Annotated in this window: 16 protein-coding genes and 1 tRNA gene; 8 read left to right on the plus strand and 9 right to left on the minus strand. The window is 65.1% G+C overall.

Going from position 1 to position 17,668, the window contains the following annotated elements; all coding sequences use genetic code 11:
- Window positions 1–13 precede the first annotated feature (13 nt).
- Window positions 14–925, minus strand: coding sequence for an NAD(P)-dependent oxidoreductase (locus tag LFT47_RS13295; RefSeq protein WP_236818567.1), 912 nt, complete (start codon window positions 923–925; stop codon window positions 14–16).
- 71 nt (window positions 926–996) lie between these two features.
- On the opposite strand from LFT47_RS13295, the gene LFT47_RS13300 reads away from it, so the two are divergent.
- On the plus strand, window positions 997–2,064 hold the full coding sequence (locus tag LFT47_RS13300; protein WP_236811483.1) for a D-2-hydroxyacid dehydrogenase: 1,068 nt from the start codon (window positions 997–999) through the stop codon (window positions 2,062–2,064).
- Between the two features lie 167 nt (window positions 2,065–2,231).
- On the opposite strand, the gene LFT47_RS13305 is transcribed toward LFT47_RS13300, so the two are convergent.
- The 4 genes from LFT47_RS13305 to LFT47_RS13320 all read right to left on the minus strand — a co-directional run bounded on the left by LFT47_RS13305 (window position 2,232) and on the right by LFT47_RS13320 (window position 6,316).
- The gene (locus tag LFT47_RS13305; RefSeq protein ID WP_236811485.1) at window positions 2,232–3,587 is read right to left on the minus strand and encodes an MFS transporter; all 1,356 of its coding nucleotides are present in this window, start codon (window positions 3,585–3,587) and stop codon (window positions 2,232–2,234) included.
- Window positions 3,588–3,740: 153 nt separating this feature from the next.
- Window positions 3,741–4,538 (minus strand): IclR family transcriptional regulator, encoded by a 798-nt coding sequence (locus tag LFT47_RS13310; RefSeq protein ID WP_236811486.1) that lies wholly within the window; start codon window positions 4,536–4,538, stop codon window positions 3,741–3,743.
- Between the two features lie 288 nt (window positions 4,539–4,826).
- Complete coding sequence (locus LFT47_RS13315) at window positions 4,827–5,354, minus strand: methyltransferase family protein (protein ID WP_236811487.1); 528 nt, start codon at window positions 5,352–5,354, stop codon at window positions 4,827–4,829.
- A gap of 176 nt (window positions 5,355–5,530) precedes the next feature.
- Window positions 5,531–6,316 carry a GntR family transcriptional regulator gene (locus LFT47_RS13320; protein WP_236811488.1) on the minus strand — a complete coding sequence of 262 codons (786 nt, stop codon included), beginning with the start codon at window positions 6,314–6,316 and terminating at the stop codon, window positions 5,531–5,533.
- Between the two features lie 165 nt (window positions 6,317–6,481).
- Here LFT47_RS13320 and LFT47_RS13325 point away from each other — a divergent pair, with 165 nt between their 5' ends.
- Genes LFT47_RS13325 through LFT47_RS13350 form a run of 6 tightly spaced genes read left to right on the plus strand, consistent with a single transcriptional unit; the run spans window position 6,482 to window position 12,032 of the window.
- On the plus strand, window positions 6,482–7,639 hold the full coding sequence (locus LFT47_RS13325; RefSeq protein WP_236811489.1) for an ABC transporter substrate-binding protein: 1,158 nt from the start codon (window positions 6,482–6,484) through the stop codon (window positions 7,637–7,639).
- The gene (locus LFT47_RS13330; RefSeq protein ID WP_236811490.1) at window positions 7,639–8,583 is read left to right on the plus strand and encodes an ABC transporter permease; all 945 of its coding nucleotides are present in this window, start codon (window positions 7,639–7,641) and stop codon (window positions 8,581–8,583) included. Before LFT47_RS13325 ends, LFT47_RS13330 begins: the two co-directional genes overlap by 1 nt.
- Window positions 8,571–9,434, plus strand: a complete 864-nt coding sequence (locus LFT47_RS13335; protein ID WP_236811491.1) for an ABC transporter permease subunit — start codon at window positions 8,571–8,573, stop codon at window positions 9,432–9,434. Before LFT47_RS13330 ends, LFT47_RS13335 begins: the two co-directional genes overlap by 13 nt.
- Window positions 9,431–10,546, plus strand: coding sequence for an ABC transporter ATP-binding protein (locus LFT47_RS13340; RefSeq protein ID WP_236811492.1), 1,116 nt, complete (start codon window positions 9,431–9,433; stop codon window positions 10,544–10,546). The genes LFT47_RS13335 and LFT47_RS13340 overlap by 4 nt, the downstream gene beginning before the upstream one ends.
- Entirely contained in the window at window positions 10,543–11,205 is a 663-nt protein-coding gene (locus LFT47_RS13345) for an HAD family hydrolase (RefSeq protein WP_236811494.1), read from the plus strand. The genes LFT47_RS13340 and LFT47_RS13345 overlap by 4 nt, the downstream gene beginning before the upstream one ends.
- Window positions 11,202–12,032 (plus strand): alkaline phosphatase family protein, encoded by an 831-nt coding sequence (locus tag LFT47_RS13350; RefSeq protein WP_236811497.1) that lies wholly within the window; start codon window positions 11,202–11,204, stop codon window positions 12,030–12,032. The genes LFT47_RS13345 and LFT47_RS13350 overlap by 4 nt, the downstream gene beginning before the upstream one ends.
- 386 nt (window positions 12,033–12,418) lie before the next feature.
- Here LFT47_RS13350 and LFT47_RS13355 read toward each other — a convergent pair.
- The 4 genes from LFT47_RS13355 to LFT47_RS13370 all read right to left on the minus strand — a co-directional run bounded on the left by LFT47_RS13355 (window position 12,419) and on the right by LFT47_RS13370 (window position 14,432).
- Window positions 12,419–12,491, minus strand: a tRNA-Val gene (locus LFT47_RS13355).
- A 56-nt stretch (window positions 12,492–12,547) separates the two neighbouring features.
- Window positions 12,548–13,504: an NAD-dependent protein deacetylase gene (locus tag LFT47_RS13360; RefSeq protein ID WP_236811499.1), complete on the minus strand. Its 957-nt coding sequence runs from the start codon at window positions 13,502–13,504 to the stop codon at window positions 12,548–12,550.
- Window positions 13,505–13,509: 5 nt separating this feature from the next.
- Entirely contained in the window at window positions 13,510–14,013 is a 504-nt protein-coding gene (locus LFT47_RS13365; protein WP_442863394.1) for a peroxiredoxin, read from the minus strand.
- On the minus strand, window positions 14,010–14,432 hold the full coding sequence (locus LFT47_RS13370; RefSeq protein ID WP_059387755.1) for a DUF3052 domain-containing protein: 423 nt from the start codon (window positions 14,430–14,432) through the stop codon (window positions 14,010–14,012). The genes LFT47_RS13365 and LFT47_RS13370 overlap by 4 nt, the downstream gene beginning before the upstream one ends.
- 399 nt (window positions 14,433–14,831) lie before the next feature.
- On the opposite strand from LFT47_RS13370, the gene aceE reads away from it, so the two are divergent.
- Window positions 14,832–17,600, plus strand: a complete 2,769-nt coding sequence (aceE, locus tag LFT47_RS13375; RefSeq protein WP_236811501.1) for a pyruvate dehydrogenase (acetyl-transferring), homodimeric type — start codon at window positions 14,832–14,834, stop codon at window positions 17,598–17,600.
- Window positions 17,601–17,668 lie beyond the last annotated feature (68 nt).

A 17,668-nucleotide genomic window follows, 5' to 3' on the forward strand; every position in this document is an offset into this window, starting at 1 on the left:
GTTGTTTCCTTACTTAGTTCAGAGGGCTTAGGGAAGAGTCGCTGAGGTTGGCGATGGCCTGGCGGACGACGGCGAGGTCCTGGTCGCCAAGGCCCTGATCAATCAGTTCGCGGTAGAGTTCGACGCCGGCAGTCGCCATCGGGACGGCGGCACCGGCCGCTTCGGCGCTTTCGAGCACGAACTTGAGGTCCTTGTGCATGAACTTCGCGGGACCTGTGGGCGCGTAGTCCTTGGCTGCCAGGCGTGGGCCGACAATCTCGAGGACCCGGCTTCCGGCGAGTCCGCCGGCCAGGACGTCGAAGAGGGCAGATGCATCCATGCCCGAGCGTTCGGCGAGTTCGGCGGCTTCCGCGAGCGCCGCCGTCGTGGTCCCGACGATCAGCTGGTTGCAGGCCTTCGCCAGCGAACCGGCACCCAGGTTGCCCATGCGGCGGACGGTGGTGCCCATGGATTGGAGCACGTGAAGCGAGCGCTCGAAGTCTTCTTCGCCGGCTCCCACCATGATGGCCAATGTGCCGTCCTGCGCACCTTTGGTGCCCCCGCTGACCGGGGCGTCGATGACGACGGCGTTCCCGCCACTTGCGCTATGGACCGTCCGGCCGAATTCCTGCACCGCGGTCGGGGACACGCTGCTCATGATGACGACCAGGGTTCCCTCAAGCGGCGCGTCCGAGCGCCAGGAGTCGAGGAGCGGCGCTGCGGCATCCTGGATGTAGGAGAGATCCGGAAGCATGAAAATGATGACGGGTTGGTCCCGGAGTCCGGCAACCGACTCCGAACGTTTTCCGCCGAGCTTCTCCAACTCGGCGAGCGCTTCGACGGAACGGTTCCATGCAGTCACCTCCCAGCCGTTGCCGAGCAGATTGGCAGCCATGGGAAAGCCCATGAGCCCGAGTCCCACGAAACCTGCGGTCCTGGCGGTCATCTTTCGCATACACCTCACTTCTTTGTGGTTCATCTTTCAAAAACTGTTCAATATCCTAGCCTCAATTCAGTATGATGAACACCATGACGACTGATGAACTCACCATCGCGATCGCAGTCCCGCTCGAAGTCGAGCATGTGGAGCGTATCCGCGCCGTAGATCCGAGCATTACGGTGCTCTACGAACCCGAGCTGCTTCCTCCGGAACGTTTCCCGGCCGACCACTCCGGCGATCCCGACTTCAAGCGGACTCCCGAACAAGAGGAACGCTACTGGTCGATGTTGAACAAGGCCCAGATCCTCTACGGTTTTCCCAACGAGAATCCGGCCGGCCTGGCCCGCATTGCCCAGAGCAACCCGCACCTGCAGTGGATCCACGCCATGGCCGCAGGTGCCGGTGGCGCCGTGAAGGCCTCCGGCCTCGACAGCGAGACGTTGCAGAAGTTCAAGGTCACCACCTCCGCGGGCGTGCACGCCCTTCCGCTGGCCGAGTTCGCGGCCCTGGGGATCCTCAACGGCTTCAAGCGCAGCGCGGAACTTGCACAGGACCAGGCCGCCAAGGTCTGGCCTGAGCTGCGGACCCCTACCAAGCTTGTGAACGGCTCCAAGCTAGTCGTCACGGGTCTCGGCGAAATTGGCCTTGAGACGGCCCGCATCGCCCGCGCACTCGGGATGAAGGTGAGCGGAACCAAGCGGAACGTCGAAGCGATCGAAGGGATCGACCAGGTCGCGGACAACGATGGCCTGGCCGGACTCCTGGCGACGGCCGACGCCGTCGTCAACACCCTCCCCGGCACGCCGTACACGGAGAGACTCTTCAGCCGTGAAGTCTTCTCGGCAATGAAGCCCGGCACGGTTTTTGTCAACGTTGGCCGCGGAACCGTGGTTGATGAAGAGGCCCTTCTGGAAGCCCTGGACAACGGCCAGGTGTCCTACGCCTGCCTGGACGTCTTCGCCGTCGAGCCGCTCCCCCAGGACAGCCCACTGTGGAACCATCCCAAGGTCATGGTCTCTCCGCACACCTCGGCACTCAGCGCGGCCGAGAACCGCCTCATTGCCGAGCGCTTCGCCAGCAACCTGCGCACCTTCCTCGACGGCGGGGAACTCCCCCACCTCGTGGACACGGTGCACTTCTACTAAACCGCCGACAACCCAGCGCCATCCAAGCGGCCCCTCCGGTTTCCGGAGGGGCCGCTTTGCTGTGTGTGGCGGGTGTGTTGCGCCAGTGCGGGCTTACGAAAAAGCGGCGGCCCCTCCGAATTTCGGAAGGGGCCGCCGCTGCTTGCGTACGTCGTGGTACGGGGAGACTACTTCGCGTCCTCCAGGGAAAGGAGGTCGCGGCCGGCTGTTTCCGGAGTGAAGAAGGTGGTGACGTATGAAATCAGCGCGAGGACCAGCGAGTAGACCGCCAGGACCACCCAGGAGTTGCCCGTCGCGGCAAGGAGTGCGACGCCGACCAGGGGCACGAGTCCGCCGGCCAGGACAGCAGAGAGTTCGCGGCTCAAGGCCACACCGGTGAACCGGTACTGCGAGCCGAAGAGCTCGGGCAGCAGCGGGCACTGCGGGCCAAGCATGGACTGCACGCCAAGGGCGATGCCGACAACCATGACGGCCCACACAAGGGTCACGTTGCCGAGGGTCACCAGGTAGAAGGCGGGAATCGCGAAGATTGCCTGGAACAGGGCCCCATAGCGGTAAACCTTCACTCGACCAATACGGTCAGACAAGGCACCGAAGGTGACCACCATGACGGCGGCAAATCCGGCGGCGATCAGCAGGCCGACCGGTCCGATGAACTTGTCGCCCGGGAAGACGCCTTCCTTGACGGACATAAAGGAGATGAGCAATGCCGAGTAGATCGAAGAGTTGCCGTTTTCGCCCATGCGGAGACCGATGCCCACCAGCACATTCTTTTTGGAGTGCTTCCAAAGCTCGCCAACAGGGTTCTTCACCACGTTCTTGTGCTTCTCAAGCTCCTGGAACACCGGAGTTTCCTTCAGCTTGAGACGGATGAAGACTGCGACGACGATCAGAACGATGCTGGCGAGGAAAGGCACACGCCACAGCCAGCCTTCGAGCACGCTTTTGTTGGCCATGCCAATGAGCGCAAAGGTGCCGGCGCCGAGGAGGGTTCCAAGCTGGATGCCTACGAACGGCAGCGAAGCGAAGTAGCCGCGGCGCTTGGGCGGAGCGACTTCGGAGATCAGCGTGGTTGCGCCCGCTTGTTCGGCTCCAGCGCCCAGGCCCTGGACAATGCGGAGCGTCACCAGCAGGACAGCCCCGAGCATGCCCGCCTGGTCGAAAGTAGGCAGCAAGCCGATCGCGAAGCTGGCAAGGCCCATCATGCCGATGGTCATGAGAAGAACCATCTTGCGGCCGAAGCGGTCTCCGATGAATCCGAAGAAGATCCCACCGAAGGGCCGCGCCGCGAATCCAACGCCATAGGTGGCGAACGACGCGATCAATGCGCCGCTTTCACCCAAAGGCTTGAAGAACAGCGGTCCGAAGATCAGGGCCGAAGCCAGGCCATAAATGTAGAAGTCGTAGTACTCCAGGGCGGATCCTACGGAACTGGCAAGCGTTGCCCTTCGCAGCTGTTCCGGCTCAACGACCGCGCCGTCCATCTCAGCAAGCTTTGTCTTAGTACGAGTTGTCACAAGCACTCCCTCAAGAACACTCCAGACCCCCGTTGGCCTGGCGAGATAGTGTCAGCCGCCATGGCGTGAATCACTATAGTGAACAGAGTACAGCACGTTGTACGAGTTTCAAGTGGTGTAATCAGATTTAATTATGACCCTGCCGGGCGGCGAGATCAGCTACCCCATCGGGTTGCCCAGCGAGTGGGCGAGCTCCTTGAGTTCCTTCACCATGAGGGCAGCCTGTTCCTCGGAAAAAGTGGCCTTCAGGGCTGTCACCGACAGACCGAGACTGGGGCCGTGTGCCCCGTGGGTCGGCACAGGCACGGCAAGGCAGACTACGCCAAGCGTGGATTCCTCGTCCTCCAAGGCATAGCCCTGCCTGCGGATCGCGGCCACCTGGGCCTTGAGCTCAGCGGCACTCCGGAGGGACTTCGGGGTCATGACAGGGAGCTCCACGTCGTCCGGGAACATTGCCTCGATGTCATGGTCGTGAAGCTGGGCCAGGAGAACCTTCCCGACGGCGCTCAGGGAAAGCGGCATTTTGTCGCCGATGTTCGACGTAAGCCGGACAGCCGGGTGCCCTTCGTAGCGCGCCAGGTAAATGATGTGATCGCCGTCGATCATCGCAATCCGCACTGTTTCGCCGGAGAGCGTTGGTGCCTGCTCGCAGAACTTGTAGAACTCCTGGACTTCATCGAGGCGGCTGAGATAGGCGGCGCCAAGTTCAACCAGCTTCCTGCCAAGTGAGAAGTCGGCACCTTCGCGCGTAATGAGCCGGGCTTCCTCAAGAGCCATCAACAGGTTTGACGTGGAAGACTTCGGAATCCCGAGCTCCCTCGCAAGATCGCTGAGCGTCAGGCGACCCGAAGGTGCCTCGGCCAAGGCATCCAGGACCGCGGCCGCGCGGGTCACCGCAGGCGCCGGCGAGGAGCTCCCCAGTCCTTCGGCGGAACGGGGGGTGCGGGAATCGGCCATGATTCTCCTTCGCAATCGTGCGTCTGGCGCAGAGTGGGCGCGTGCCGGGCAGAAACGCTACCCTGGGGCAGCGGAACTCCGATCCAAGGCAATCACGCTTGTTCAATCCACTGAACAACCACCATCATAGTGGCTTGGTTCTGGGATGCGACGCGCCGGACGGAGAACTGCTTCCTTTCCATATCCAAATATTCTCTGTATATTCATCTATGAGCTCTCCACCGCGGCATCCCCCAATAGTCGCGGTGGAGAGCTTTTCCAATTTCCGCGAGCGGATCAGGCTCGACGCTAGCCCTGCTGCTGCCAAGGAGTGAGCCGAGGCAGCCAGGGCGGGACGTTGGCACGGTAGTCCTCATACTCGGCGCCGAACTTGCGTGCCAGCGTAGGCTCCTCATGCAACCTGACGAAGGCCACCACGGGAACTGCGCCCAAAGCCGCCAGGCCGAACAGCTTCGGCTGTCCCAGCAGGAGGCCCTGTCCGGTGATCGCGGCGCCAATGCCCACGTAGATGGGGTTCCTGACGAACCTGTAGAAACCGCTGACCACGAGGTTCTGAGGTGGCGCAAAGGGTGCCGGCGTTCCCAGTCCCTCAAGAGCGAACCGTGCAAACGAGTTGGTGATCACCGCCGCCCCGACGCCGATCAGGAGAACACCTGCGCTCTGGGCCGCCAGTCCGCCTGGCACGGGCTGTTTCACTTTCCAGCGGGTCACCACCCACGGCAACAGACCGGCGACGGTCGCCGGGGCGGCTGCGAACAGCGCCGTTCCGATTTTCGCCAGCCTCTTGTCACGTGCCGCATCTCCGGATGCCGTCATGCTGCCATTCTGAACCGCAGAACGATTGGCGGCAACCAGTCCGAACACATCCTGGAGCGACGTTTGCGGCCCTCAAACCCGGTTGAGCGCCTCGAATCCACCTGACGGTCAATCCGATCGCTGTTTTCAATTCCGTTCTTCGAACGTCCCACGCAGGAACTATTGGAACTCCTGATTCAGCGGATTCCGCGTCGGCGGGCAAGCGAACTGACCGCCGCAGAATTGTGCACCGCGAAGGACACCGTTCCCGGTAGGAATCTGTCCTCTGACCACAGCAGGGGCACGCCCGCAGGATCGGTGGCCCGGCGGATCTCCCGAAGCAGGCCCGTACCTTCGACGCAGCCCAGGGCCTCGACGTCGGTCTGATCGGCGGCCACGACGTCGATGGTGTGCTCACTGTCTGCGAACACGACGCCGGAGGCGTCGAAGACCTCGGTATGAGAGAGGGAGTCCGCGGCTAGCCGCTCGATCACCGCGCCGACCCTGGACGGATAGACAGTGCGCTCCAGCATCACGGGGACCCGGCCGAGGAGCCTCAGCCGGAGGACCTCGGTGACCTCATCCCCGGCGTCGAGCTGGAGGACCTCCCTTTCGGCGACGGTTGCTGGGCGGACGCGGCTGTGCATGGTGCGGGCGCCGGGCTCCTCCCCCTGCGCCCGGGCCCAGGCCGTGAAACTCAGGAGCTCCTGGAAGCTCTGGGTCCGCGCCGTTCCCAGGACCACGCGCCGGGTCCCGCGCCGGGAGGTCACTAGGCCGTTGGCCCGCAGCAGGGCAAGAGCGTTGCGCACGGTACCCCGGGACACCCCGTACTGCTGAGCCAGGCTCTCCTCGCTGGGGAGCCGTCCGTTGGTCCCAAACTCGCCCGCCTCGATCTCGCGGCGCATATTGGCTGCCAACTTCCTGTACTGAGCGTCCTCGGTCTTCATCCGCCCGCCACCCCATTCCGATGCCTCGTCACCCATCCCTCCACAGTACGGCGTGACCTCAAAATCACCGGCAGGACAGAGGTTCAATTCTCAAAATGCTCCGGCAGTTCGCTCACCCACTCCCCCTTGTTCACCCGATGTACACCTGCCGCCCTAACAGTGGTTCAGGCAAGTTGTATAGCCAACTTCTTAGGAGACTTCATGAACACCACCCTTCGCCGTGCTGGCGCCGCCGCCGGTGCCGCCGCCTTACTGCTGGCAGGACTGGCCGCCTGCTCATCCGGGACCACCAGCACCTCCATGTCCAGGGACGGCGCCACCGACTGGAAGATCGCCCCCTCCGCCGAGGCCGGAGGCGGCATGGAGGCCCTGATCGCCGCCGCCAAGAAGGAAGGCAAGCTCAACGCAATCGCTCTCCCGAACGACTGGGCCAACTACGGCGAGGTCATCTCCGCCTTCGAGAAGAAGTACGGCATCAAGGTGGAGGTGGAGAACCCGGACGCCTCCAGCGCAGACGAACTCAACGCCGTGTCCTCCCGGAAGGGCCAGGACCGCTCTCCGGACGTCATCGACGTCGGGCATGACTTCGATGTCCAGGCCGCTAAGCAGGGCCTGCTCACCCCGTACCGGGTGGCTTCCTTCGGCAAGATCCAGGACTCCCAGAAAGATGCCGCAGGTCTCTGGTACAACGACATGGGGGGCTACGTCTCCATCGGCTGCGACGCAAGCCGGGTGGCCAAGTGCCCCACTAAGTTTTCCGAACTGACCGACCCGCAGTACAAGGGTAAGGTGGCCCTGACCGGCAATCCCGCCAAGTCGTCCTCGGCCTACAGCGCCGTGTTCGCGGCCGCACTCGCCAATGGCGGGTCCTTCGACGACGTCCAGCCCGGCCTCGACTTCTTCACCAAGCTGAAGCAGACCGGCAACTTCAACCCTGTCGAGGCCACTCCCGCCACCATGGAGAAGGGCGAGACGCCCATCGCCGTCGTTTGGGACTACCGGAACGCCGCCTACGCCGATGAGCTGAAGGCAAAGGGCATCGAGTGGAAGGTCGCCATCCCGGAGGACGGCGTGTTCTCCCTCTACTACTCCCAGGCCATCGTGAAATGGGCTCCGCACCCGGCCGCCGCCCGCCTCTGGCAGGAATTCCTCTACAGCACCGAGGGCCAGAACCTCTGGCTTAAGGGCTACGCCCGCCCGGTCCTCCTGCCAGCCATGATCGCCGACGGCACCGTGGACAAGACCGCCCTGACGCGGCTGCCCAAGATCCCCCAGGACAAGGCCAGCTACCCCTCGGAGGAGCAGGGCAAGAAGGCCAAGTCCATCGTGTCCGATGGCTGGACGAAGGCCGTCTCCTAATGACCTCCGCCGCACCCGACGTCGTCGCGCAGCGCGCCGTCGTCGTCGCCGATGCGGGTGCCCAGACCCTGCGCAGGGAGCCCCAAGCTCCCGGTCGCCGGGCTGCCCGCCCCTACGCCGGCTGGCTCGGGGTCATCCCGCTGCTTGCCTTCGCCGCGGTGGTGCTTGGTCTCCCCGTGGCCGCCATGGCCGCCGGGTCAATCACCACGACCGACGACGCCGGTGCCACTGAATTCACTGGGGCCAACTTTGCAGCGACGTTCGACGGCCCCTATCTGGAAAGCCTCATGGGCAGCGTCCGCCTCTCCGCTCTCACCGCCTTCGTCGCCACGGTGGCCAGCCTTCCGCTCGCCCATGCGATCGTCCGCTCGCGTTTCCGCGGCCTGAGGGAAGCCGTACTGTCCGCCTCCGGCGTGATCGCCAACTTCGGCGGCGTACCCCTCGCCTTCGCCTTTGTCTCCACCCTTGGCAACGCCGGTGTCCTCACCGGGTTCTTCGGGCTCGCGGACAAGGGCTGGAGCCTTTACACCTTCTGGGGCATGGCCATCGTCTACTTGTACTTCCTGGTGCCCCTCATGGTGCTCACGCTGACCCCTGCATTGGACGGTCTCAAGCCTCAGTGGCGGGAAGCGGCGCAGAACAACCGAGCCACCGGCTTCCAGTACTGGCGACATGTGGGCTTCCCAATTCTGTTCCCCACCCTGCTCAGCGGCTTCGTCCTCCTGTTCGGCAGCGCTTTCAGCGCCTACGCCACAGCGGCCGCCATGGTGGGCAGTTCCATCCCGCTGGTGACCGTGAAGATCGCCTCCGCACTGACGGGCGATGTCCTGGTGGGGCAGGCCGGCATTGCCCTCGCTCTAGGAATGGACATGATCGTCGTGGCTGCCTTGGTGATGGGCATCCAGCTCCTGCTGCAGCGAAGGACCTCCCGATGGCTCTCCTGACCGCCGCCCGCGGGCCCCGGGTCCGCCGCATCGCCCCCGAACCGCGGCTGGGGCGCACTATCGCCCTCGCCGCGGCGGGCGTCTACTTCCTGGTCCCCCTGCTCTGTGCCCTGGCCTTCACCGTTGGCCTCGGCGACCCCCGGCAGAAGCCGGGCCTGGACGCCTACACCGCCATCTTCACCGCGGACGGCCTAGCCCGGAGCCTAGGCCTGACCCTGCTTCTGGCCGGCGCCACTATCATTCTGGTCTTCGGCCTCCTGCTTCCCGCTCTCCTGGCCGTGCGCCTGGCCGCGCCTCGCGCGAAAGCCCTGGTCGCCGTCGTCTGCATGCTCCCACTGGTGGTGCCCGCGGTGGCCCTGGGCGCCGGAATCACCACCGTGCTGCGCTGGGCCACCGACTGGCTCTACGACACCCCGGGCTTCCCGCTGCTCGCTGCCCTGCAGCAACCCGCTTTCCCGATCATCCTGGTACTCCCCTACACCCTCATGGCCCTCCCTCTGGCCTACACCACCCTGGAGGCAGGCCTGAACGCCATCCAGGTGAAGGTCCTGGTGGAAGCGGCACGGTCCTGCAGGGCGTCATGGTTCCGGACCCTGTTCCTGGTGATTCTGCCCAACCTCCGGGAGGCGCTGCTGAACACAGCCTTCCTGACCATCGCCATGGTGCTCGGCGAGTACGCCGTGTCCGCACTGCTCGGCTTCCAGCCCTTCGCCGTCTGGACCGTCGCCATCAGCGGATCCCACGCCCAGCTTTCCGTCGCCGTCTCCATGGTCGGCCTGATCGGAACCTGGCTCATCCTTCTCGCGGTCGCGAAACTCGGCCGTTCCAACGCCTCCAAGGAGACCCCATGACCGTGTCCGCCCTTGATCCGCGCCCAGCCGCCACTGGAACCGCCGGCGCCACCCTGGAATTCCGCGGACTGCGCCGCTCCTTCGGCGCCACCACGGCCCTGGACGGGCTGGACCTGACACTGAACCCCGGTGAGATGCTGGCCCTGCTGGGCCCCTCCGGCTGTGGCAAGACCACCGCTCTGCGCATGGTGGCCGGCTTCGAGACCCCGGATTCCGGGGAAGTCCTGGTGGACGGCGTAGACGTGACCGGCACACCGTCGCACCGCCGCGACATCGGCATGGTGTTCCAGTCCTACAGCCTCTTCCCGCATCTCAGCGCCGCTGACAACGTGGCGTTCGGGATGCGCATGCAGGGAAGCCCGAGGGCCAAGCGCCGCGCGCGCGCCCAGGAACTCCTGCAACTGGTGGGCCTGCCCAGCCAGGGCGGCCGTTACCCCGGCCAGCTCTCCGGAGGCCAGCAGCAGCGCGTGGCCCTCGCTCGGGCACTGGCCCTGGAACCGCGGGTACTCCTCTTGGACGAGCCACTGTCCGCCCTGGACGCCAAGGTCCGCCAGTCCCTGCGTGAGGAGATTCGCCGCCTCCAGCTGGAACTGGGCATCACCGCCCTCTTCGTCACCCACGACCAGGAGGAAGCCCTATCCATAGCGGACCGCGTTGCGGTCATGCGGGCCGGGCGCCTGGAACAGTGCGCCACACCGGCGGAGCTGTACAACTCCCCCGCTACCCCCTTCGTCGCAGGATTCGTGGGCACGATGAACCGGCTCCCGGGCCGGCTCAGCGGTGACGGCGCCCTAGTGGACGTCCTCGGCCTCAGGCGCCCCATCCAGGGGAGCCTGCCCGGCCGGGACGGTACAGCCGACGTCGAAGTCCTGATCCGTCCCGAAGCCCTCACCGTCAGCGCGGACCCGGACGGCCCGGCGCAGCTGGTGGCGGCATCATTCCTCGGCGCGACAACGCGGCTCACCATCCGACTGCACGGCGGCCGCGACGTGGTCGCGGACGTCCCCACAACCCACGCATCCACCCTCCCCACCGGGGCGCGCATCCGGCTCGGCCTGCCAGAACGCCCCGTCCTGATCGACCAGGCCCGGAACGAGGAAACCACCGCATGATGCCCGCAGCCGTACTCTTCGACATGGACGGGACCCTCGTGGACACCGAACGCCTCTGGTGGGACACTGTGGCGGAGGTGGCGTCCGGACTAGGCCGCACGCTGGGACTCGAAGACGGGCCCGACGTCCTGGGCCGCCCGTCCGGGCACACAGCCACCCACCTCCTGGCCACCATGCCCTCCGCGGGCGCCCCGAGCGCGGAGGAGCTCTCTGTCCGGCTCGATGAGGCCTTCACCGAGCTGGTGGCACAGGAGATGGTAGCCCGTCCCGGGGCCATGGACCTCCTCCGGCTCCTAGCCGAGGAGCGGATCCCCGCGGCCATCGTCTCCGCCTCGCCGCGCCGCGTCGTGGAACTGGTCCGGGATCGGTTGGGCCGTGAACTGTTCACGCTGGTGGTGGCCGTCGAGGATACTTCCGCGTCCAAGCCGGCCCCTGACCCCTATCTGGAAGCGGCCCGGCGGCTGGGAGCCGAGCCCGCCGACTGTGTGGTGGTAGAGGACTCCCCCGTCGGCGTCGCCGCGGCGGAAGCGGCGGGGTGCCCCGTCGTCGTCGTGCCCTCCACCGTCCCGATAGACGCGGCTCCAGGCCGCACGCTCCTCGGCTCACTCGCAGACGTCACGCTCGCCGTCCTGGCGGAAGCCCGGGAGGGAGCCCGATGAGCCCCGCCGCCCGGCCCCGCATCATCCTGCTGGGCATCGACGGGCTCCGCTGGGACCTGGCCTCGGAATCGCCCTCCGCCTCCACCCTGAGGTCCCTGGCCGCTGAAGGCGACCACCGGGACATGACCATGGACGTCCCCACGCTGTCCGGCCCGGGCTGGTCCTCCCTCCTGACCGGGACTGATCACGCACAGCACGGCGTCCGGGACAACACCTTCGTGGGGCACCGCCTCTTCGGCCACCCCGACTTGCTGTCCCGGGCCTTCTACCAGGACACCTCCACCCGGACGTTCGCCGCGGCGGGCTGGCCACCGCTGGTCTCCCCGGAAGGGCTGGGTCCCGTCATCCATCAACGGCTGGAGCAGCAGAAGGCCGGGCTGCACACGGTGGTCTCACGCGACGGCGAGACGCACGGCTTCATCCGGATCGATGCCGAGATCGCCGACTTCACCCTCGCCGCACTGAACTCCCGCAAAGTGCCGGACGTCGCCTTCGTGTACTTCTGCGATGTGGACGACGCCGGGCACGTCTATGGCGCTCTCAGCCCGCAGTACCAGGAGGCGCTGGCCCGGGTGGACGGTCACGTGGCCCGCATTTGGAACGCAGTCGGGAACCGCGCGGCCGATCATGGCGAAGAATGGCTGCTCGTGGTGGTCGCGGATCACGGACACGTGGACGCCGGCGGACACGGCGGGGACTCCCCGGAGGAACGGGCATCGTTCATCCTCCGCTGGGCGAGCGGCGGGGACCTCAGCCCCTGGCCCGCAGTCGTGGCACCGCATCAACTGGCCGGCCTGCTGCTCGCCGAGAGGGCTGCGGACCGCTGATCGACCGTAACGAAGAGAGCCCTGGCCTTCAGACCGGATCGCAATCACGCGGCTGCGCCCGGGCGGTTGGGCTCAAGCCGCGTCGAGGGCTTCCTCATAGGTCGCGGCCGCCTCGGTGACATGGCTGAAGGTGCCGTCCGGAGCTTCGATGGTAAAGGGAAACTTCCTCCCGGACACTCTATTGCGGACGGGACGGAGATCCCGCGGGCTGGGAGGTCGCCCGTTGTAATCGACGCCCCGAATACGCCGCCCTTTTCGTCCCGGCGGGTCGACCCGGTGGGTTCGTTGCAAAGGTTGCGGTGCGTTTGCGGTACGGATGGACCGCCTGATCAAAAGAAAAGAGTCCCTGAGCTGCGTTTCCGCAGCTCAGGGACTCTTTTTGCTTGTGGGTCCTACCGGGATCGAACCGATGACATCCACGGTGTAAACGTGGCGCTCTACCAGCTGAGCTAAAGACCCAAACACTGATTTCGGCGCCCTCAGCGCTTCAACCAACGAACATGTACTCTACCGGATCATTCGCCTGGAACACCAATCGACTGACCTGGAGGCGGCAAATCGGGAAGCTCGGCGGCAAGCCAGGCCAGCGCGCCGCTGACTCCGGCTTCCACTTTGAGGTTCGCGAACCCGTCGCCGCGGGTCAGCCCGCGGTTGATGATCACTACCGGTTTGCCGAGTTTGGCTGCGTGCCGCACGAACCTCAGCCCGCTCATTACCGTCAGCGAAGAACCTGCCACTAGCAACGCGCCGGCTTCGTCCACCATGGAATAGGCGCGCTGCACCCGGTCCCTGGGCACGTTTTCTCCGAAGTACACGAAGTCGGGCTTGAGCGTTCCCCCGCACACGGGACAAACAGCGACGACGAACGATCGGATGAGCTCGGGATCCTCCACCGAGGCGTCGGCGTCAGGCGCCATTTCCACGACGCCGGAAGCCTGCGCGGCTTCGAGGAAGCCGGGATTGATTTCCTCAAGAATCGACGCCACGAGCCGCCGGGTGAAGACGTGTCCCTGGTCAAGGCAGATCACGCGATCGTAGCGGCCGTGCAGGTCCACCACATTGATGCTGCCCGCGTCCTCGTGCAGACGGTCGACGTTCTGCGTAATGAGCCCCGTGATCAGCCCGCGCCGCTCGAGGAGTGCGACGGCGGCGTGCCCGGTGTTGGGGTCCGCATGCCGGAGGTGCGACCATCCAAGGTGGTTCCTCGCCCAGTACCGGCGCCGGTTCGCGGGGCTGCCGATGAACTCCTGGAAGGTCATCGGATTCCGCGGCGCAGCCCCCGGGCCCCGGTAGTCAGGGATCCCGGAATCAGTGCTGAGGCCGGCTCCCGTCAAGACAGCAAACCTCTTGCCGCCGAGAATCCCTGCGGCCTGGCGGAGAAGGTCAAGCTCGTCTGGATCCAACTCAGCCGTGGGGGCCGGCGGAAGTATGGCGAAACCAGTCATTCCGACGCCGGGCCGCTGGGCGCTCATCGCCGTTAGGCCTGGCCAAGTGCGGACAGTGCCTCGCGGTATTCCGCCAGGTCGCGTGCCTGGCCGCGCGGATTGACGACGACATAGCGGATGATGCCCGTGGCATCGATGATGAAAGTGCCCCTCAAGGACATGCCGGTAGCCGGATCAAACACGCCATACTTCTCGGCAACTTCCCCGTGCGGCCAGAAGTCGGCCAAGAGATCGAACTCGTAGCCTTCCTTTTCCGCATAAGCCCGCAAAGCGAACTTGCTGTCCACCGACACCCCGAGGACTGTGGCATTGGCATGTTCGAAAATACCCAGGTTGTCGCGGATCTCGCACAGCTCCCCGGTGCAGATTCCAGAGAAGGCGAACGGATAGAAGACCACCACCACGTTGCGGCCGCGAAGATCGGACAGGCGAACCGGCTCCCCGAACTGGTTCACAAGCTCAAAATCCGGGGCTTCCTGGCCCACAACGGGAACTCCCGGACGCAGTCCGGGAGGGGTCAACCTCGTGTGTGTCACTTGTTCTTCTTGCGCGCTACAAGCCGCGTGGCGCTCCAGTCCTTGGAGACGCCTGCGGAAGTAGTGCAATGCAGGCCAGCGGTGGGAGCGGCGTCCTGGATATCCGACGGCGAGACGTAGTTGTCGCGACCCGACTTGGGGGTCAGCACCCAGACCACGCCGCCTTCACCCAAGGTGGTGAGTGAATCAACTAGTGCGTCGACCAGGTCTCCATCACCATCGCGCCACCAGAAAATGACCGCATCCACTACCTCGTGATCGTCTTCGTCAAGCAGCTCGGAACCCGTGAGTTCCTCAATGTCATCACGCAAATCGAAATCGACATCATCGTCGTAACCGAGTTCCTGAATTAGATCCCCATCTTTGAAACCCAATCTTTCCGCCACATTTACCGATGTGGCGGCGTCGGCCTCGCTCACGTTTCCTCCTCTTGAAGTGATTTCGATTACTACAAGCCAACACCCTTTGGGCGTGTGCTTCAAGCCATTGTCCCGCGTTCCACCATAATCCGCGCCCCAGCCACGGCTAAAGCATGGCTACATTCGGGGCCATCGCCAAGACTGCAGCTACAACTGCCTACGATGTAACAGCTTGAGTGTGACATACAACGCCTTCACGACCGCGCGGCTACGCATCCCGGCTCGTACAAAGCTACAGTGGCCAGTGAAGACTTTGGCTGCAGGGCAACCGCCCGCCGCGAATAGCGCAGCTTGAGCTCAAGAGAACCTGCCCGGCGCACATGACCGGGCTGTTGTAACCGATATGTCGCACACGCCGCGTTCACGACGGGCAGTTACCCTGCCGGACCTGAGGCGACGATGAATGCGCCAAAAGAGAGGTTGGACGTGGCTGCAGGAGAAGAGACCTCACACATCCTTAGCGGGTTGACTTCCCAGCTGCCTGATCGTGATCCGGAAGAGACTGCCGAGTGGGTTGAGTCTTTGGATGCGTTGATCAGGGAGCAGGGCACGGAGCGGGCGCAGTTCATCATGCGCAGCCTGCTTCAGCGGGCGGGGTCCCAGTCGGTGGGGGTGCCGATGGTGACGACCACCGATTACGTGAACACGATCCCGGCGGACCAGGAAGCGCCGTTCCCGGGCAACGAGGAATTCGAGCGCCGGTACCGGGCGTACATGCGCTGGAACGCGGCCGTGATGGTGCACCGGGCCCAGCGCTCCGACATCGGGGTGGGCGGGCACATCTCCACCTATGCCGGGGCCGCGACCTTGTACGAGGTCGGCTTCAACCATTTCTTCCGCGGCAAGGACCACGCCTCGGGCGGGGACCAGGTCTTCTTCCAGGGACACGCGTCCCCGGGCATGTACGCCAGGGCGTTCATGGAGGGCCGGCTCTCGGAGGAGGACCTGGACGGGTTCCGGCAGGAAAAGTCCAAGCAGGGCCACGCCCTGTCCTCCTACCCGCACCCGCGCCTGATGCCCTCGTTCTGGGAATTCCCCACCGTGTCCATGGGCATCGGCCCGATGAACGCGATCTACCAGGCCCAGTCCAACCGCTACCTGCACGACCGCGGCCTCAAAGACACCTCCGGGCAGCAGGTCTGGGCGTTCCTGGGCGACGGGGAAATGGACGAGCCCGAGTCCCGCGGCCTGCTCCAGCTCGCCGCGAACGAGAACCTGGACAACCTGAACTTCGTGATCAACTGCAACCTCCAGCGACTGGACGGGCCGGTCCGGGGCAACGGGAAGATCATGCAGGAACTGGAAGCGTTCTTCCGCGGCGCGGGCTGGAACGTCATCAAGGTCGTCTGGGGCCGGGAATGGGATGAGCTGCTGGCCCGCGACACCGACGGGTCCCTGGTGAAGATCATGAACGAAACCGTCGACGGGGACTACCAGACCTACAAGGCCGAATCCGGCGGGTTCGTCCGGGAACACTTCTTCGGGAAAACCCCGGCCACCAAGGACATGGTCGCGGACCTGGACGACGAGCAGATCTGGAACCTCAAACGCGGCGGCCACGACTACCGCAAGGTCTACGCCGCGTACAAGGCCGCGACCGAGTTCAAGGGCAAACCCACCGTGATCCTGGCCAAGACCGTCAAGGGCTACGGACTCGGACCCCACTTCGAGGGCCGCAACGCGACCCACCAAATGAAGAAACTCACCATGGAAGACCTCAAGGCCTTCCGCGACCACCTGCGCATCCCCATCACCGACGAGCAGCTCGACACCGACCTGTACCGGCCCCCGTACTACCACCCCGGCATGGACGCCCCGGAAATCCAGTACATGATGGACCGCCGCGCAGCCCTGGGCGGCTCCGTGCCCGAACGCCGCTCCACCCACACCCCCGTGGTGTTGCCGGACGCGAAGTCCTACGAGGTCGCCAAGCGCGGCTCCGGCAAGCAGCAGGCCGCCACCACCATGGCCTTCGTGAGGCTCCTGAAGGACCTCATGCGGGACAAGAACTTCGGCAAACGCTTCGTCCCCGTCGTCCCGGACGAGTCGCGGACCTTCGGCATGGACGCGTTCTTCCCGACCGCGAAGATCTACAACCCCAAGGGCCAGAACTACCTCTCCGTGGACCGGGACCTCGTCCTGGCCTACAAGGAATCCCCCATGGGCCAGCTCATCCACCCCGGCATCAACGAAGCCGGCGCCGTCGCGGCCTTCACCGCCGCCGGCACCGCCTACGCCACCCACGGCGAACCCCTCGTGCCGATCTACGTCTTCTACTCCATGTTCGGCTTCCAACGCACCGGCGACGCCTTCTGGGCCGCCGCGGACCAAATGACCCGCGGCTTCATCATCGGCGCCACCGCAGGACGGACCACCCTCACCGGCGAAGGACTCCAACACGCCGACGGCCACTCCCCCATCCTGGCCTCCACCAACCCCGCAGTCCTCACCTACGACCCCGCCTACGGCTACGAAATCGGCCACATCATCCGCGACGGACTCGAACGCATGTACGGCGAGAACTCCGCCGACCGGAACCTGATGTACTACCTCACCGTGTACAACGAGCCCATCAGCCAGCCCGCGGAACCGGAAAACCTCGACACCGAAGGCCTCCTGAAGGGCATCTACCTGCTCGCCCCGGCGAAAACCGACGGACCCCGCGCGCAGATCCTGGCCTCCGGCGTCTCGGTCCCCTGGGCCCTGGAAGCCCAGAAAGTCCTCGCCCAGGACTGGGGAGTCTCCGCCGACGTCTGGTCCGTGACCTCCTGGAACGAACTCCGACGCGACGGACTCGCCGCCGAAGAACACGCCTTCCTGAACCCCGGCGAAGAACCCCGCACCCCGTTCGTCGCCCAGCAACTCGCCGGCGCCACCGGACCGGTCATCGCCGTCACCGACTACATGAAGGCCGTCCCGGACCAGATCCGCCAATTCATCCCCAACGAATTCGCCTCCCTCGGCGCCGACGGATTCGGATTCTCCGACACCCGCCAAGCCGCACGCCGCTTCTTCAAAAACGACACCCACTCCATCGTCGTGAAGACCCTACAACTCCTCGCCCGCCGAGGAGAAGTCGACGCACAGGCGGCGGCCCAGGCAATCGAGAAGTACAGCCTCCTCGATGTCAACGCCGGCACCACCGGCGGGGCCGGCGGCGAAAGCTAAGCCTCCGGCGAAGCAAAACGAAGCCAAGCAACATCTCGACGGCGGTCCGCACCGAAAGGCGCGGGCCG

Source organism: Arthrobacter sp. FW306-2-2C-D06B (genome assembly GCF_021789175.1).
Classification (GTDB): domain Bacteria; phylum Actinomycetota; class Actinomycetes; order Actinomycetales; family Micrococcaceae; genus Arthrobacter.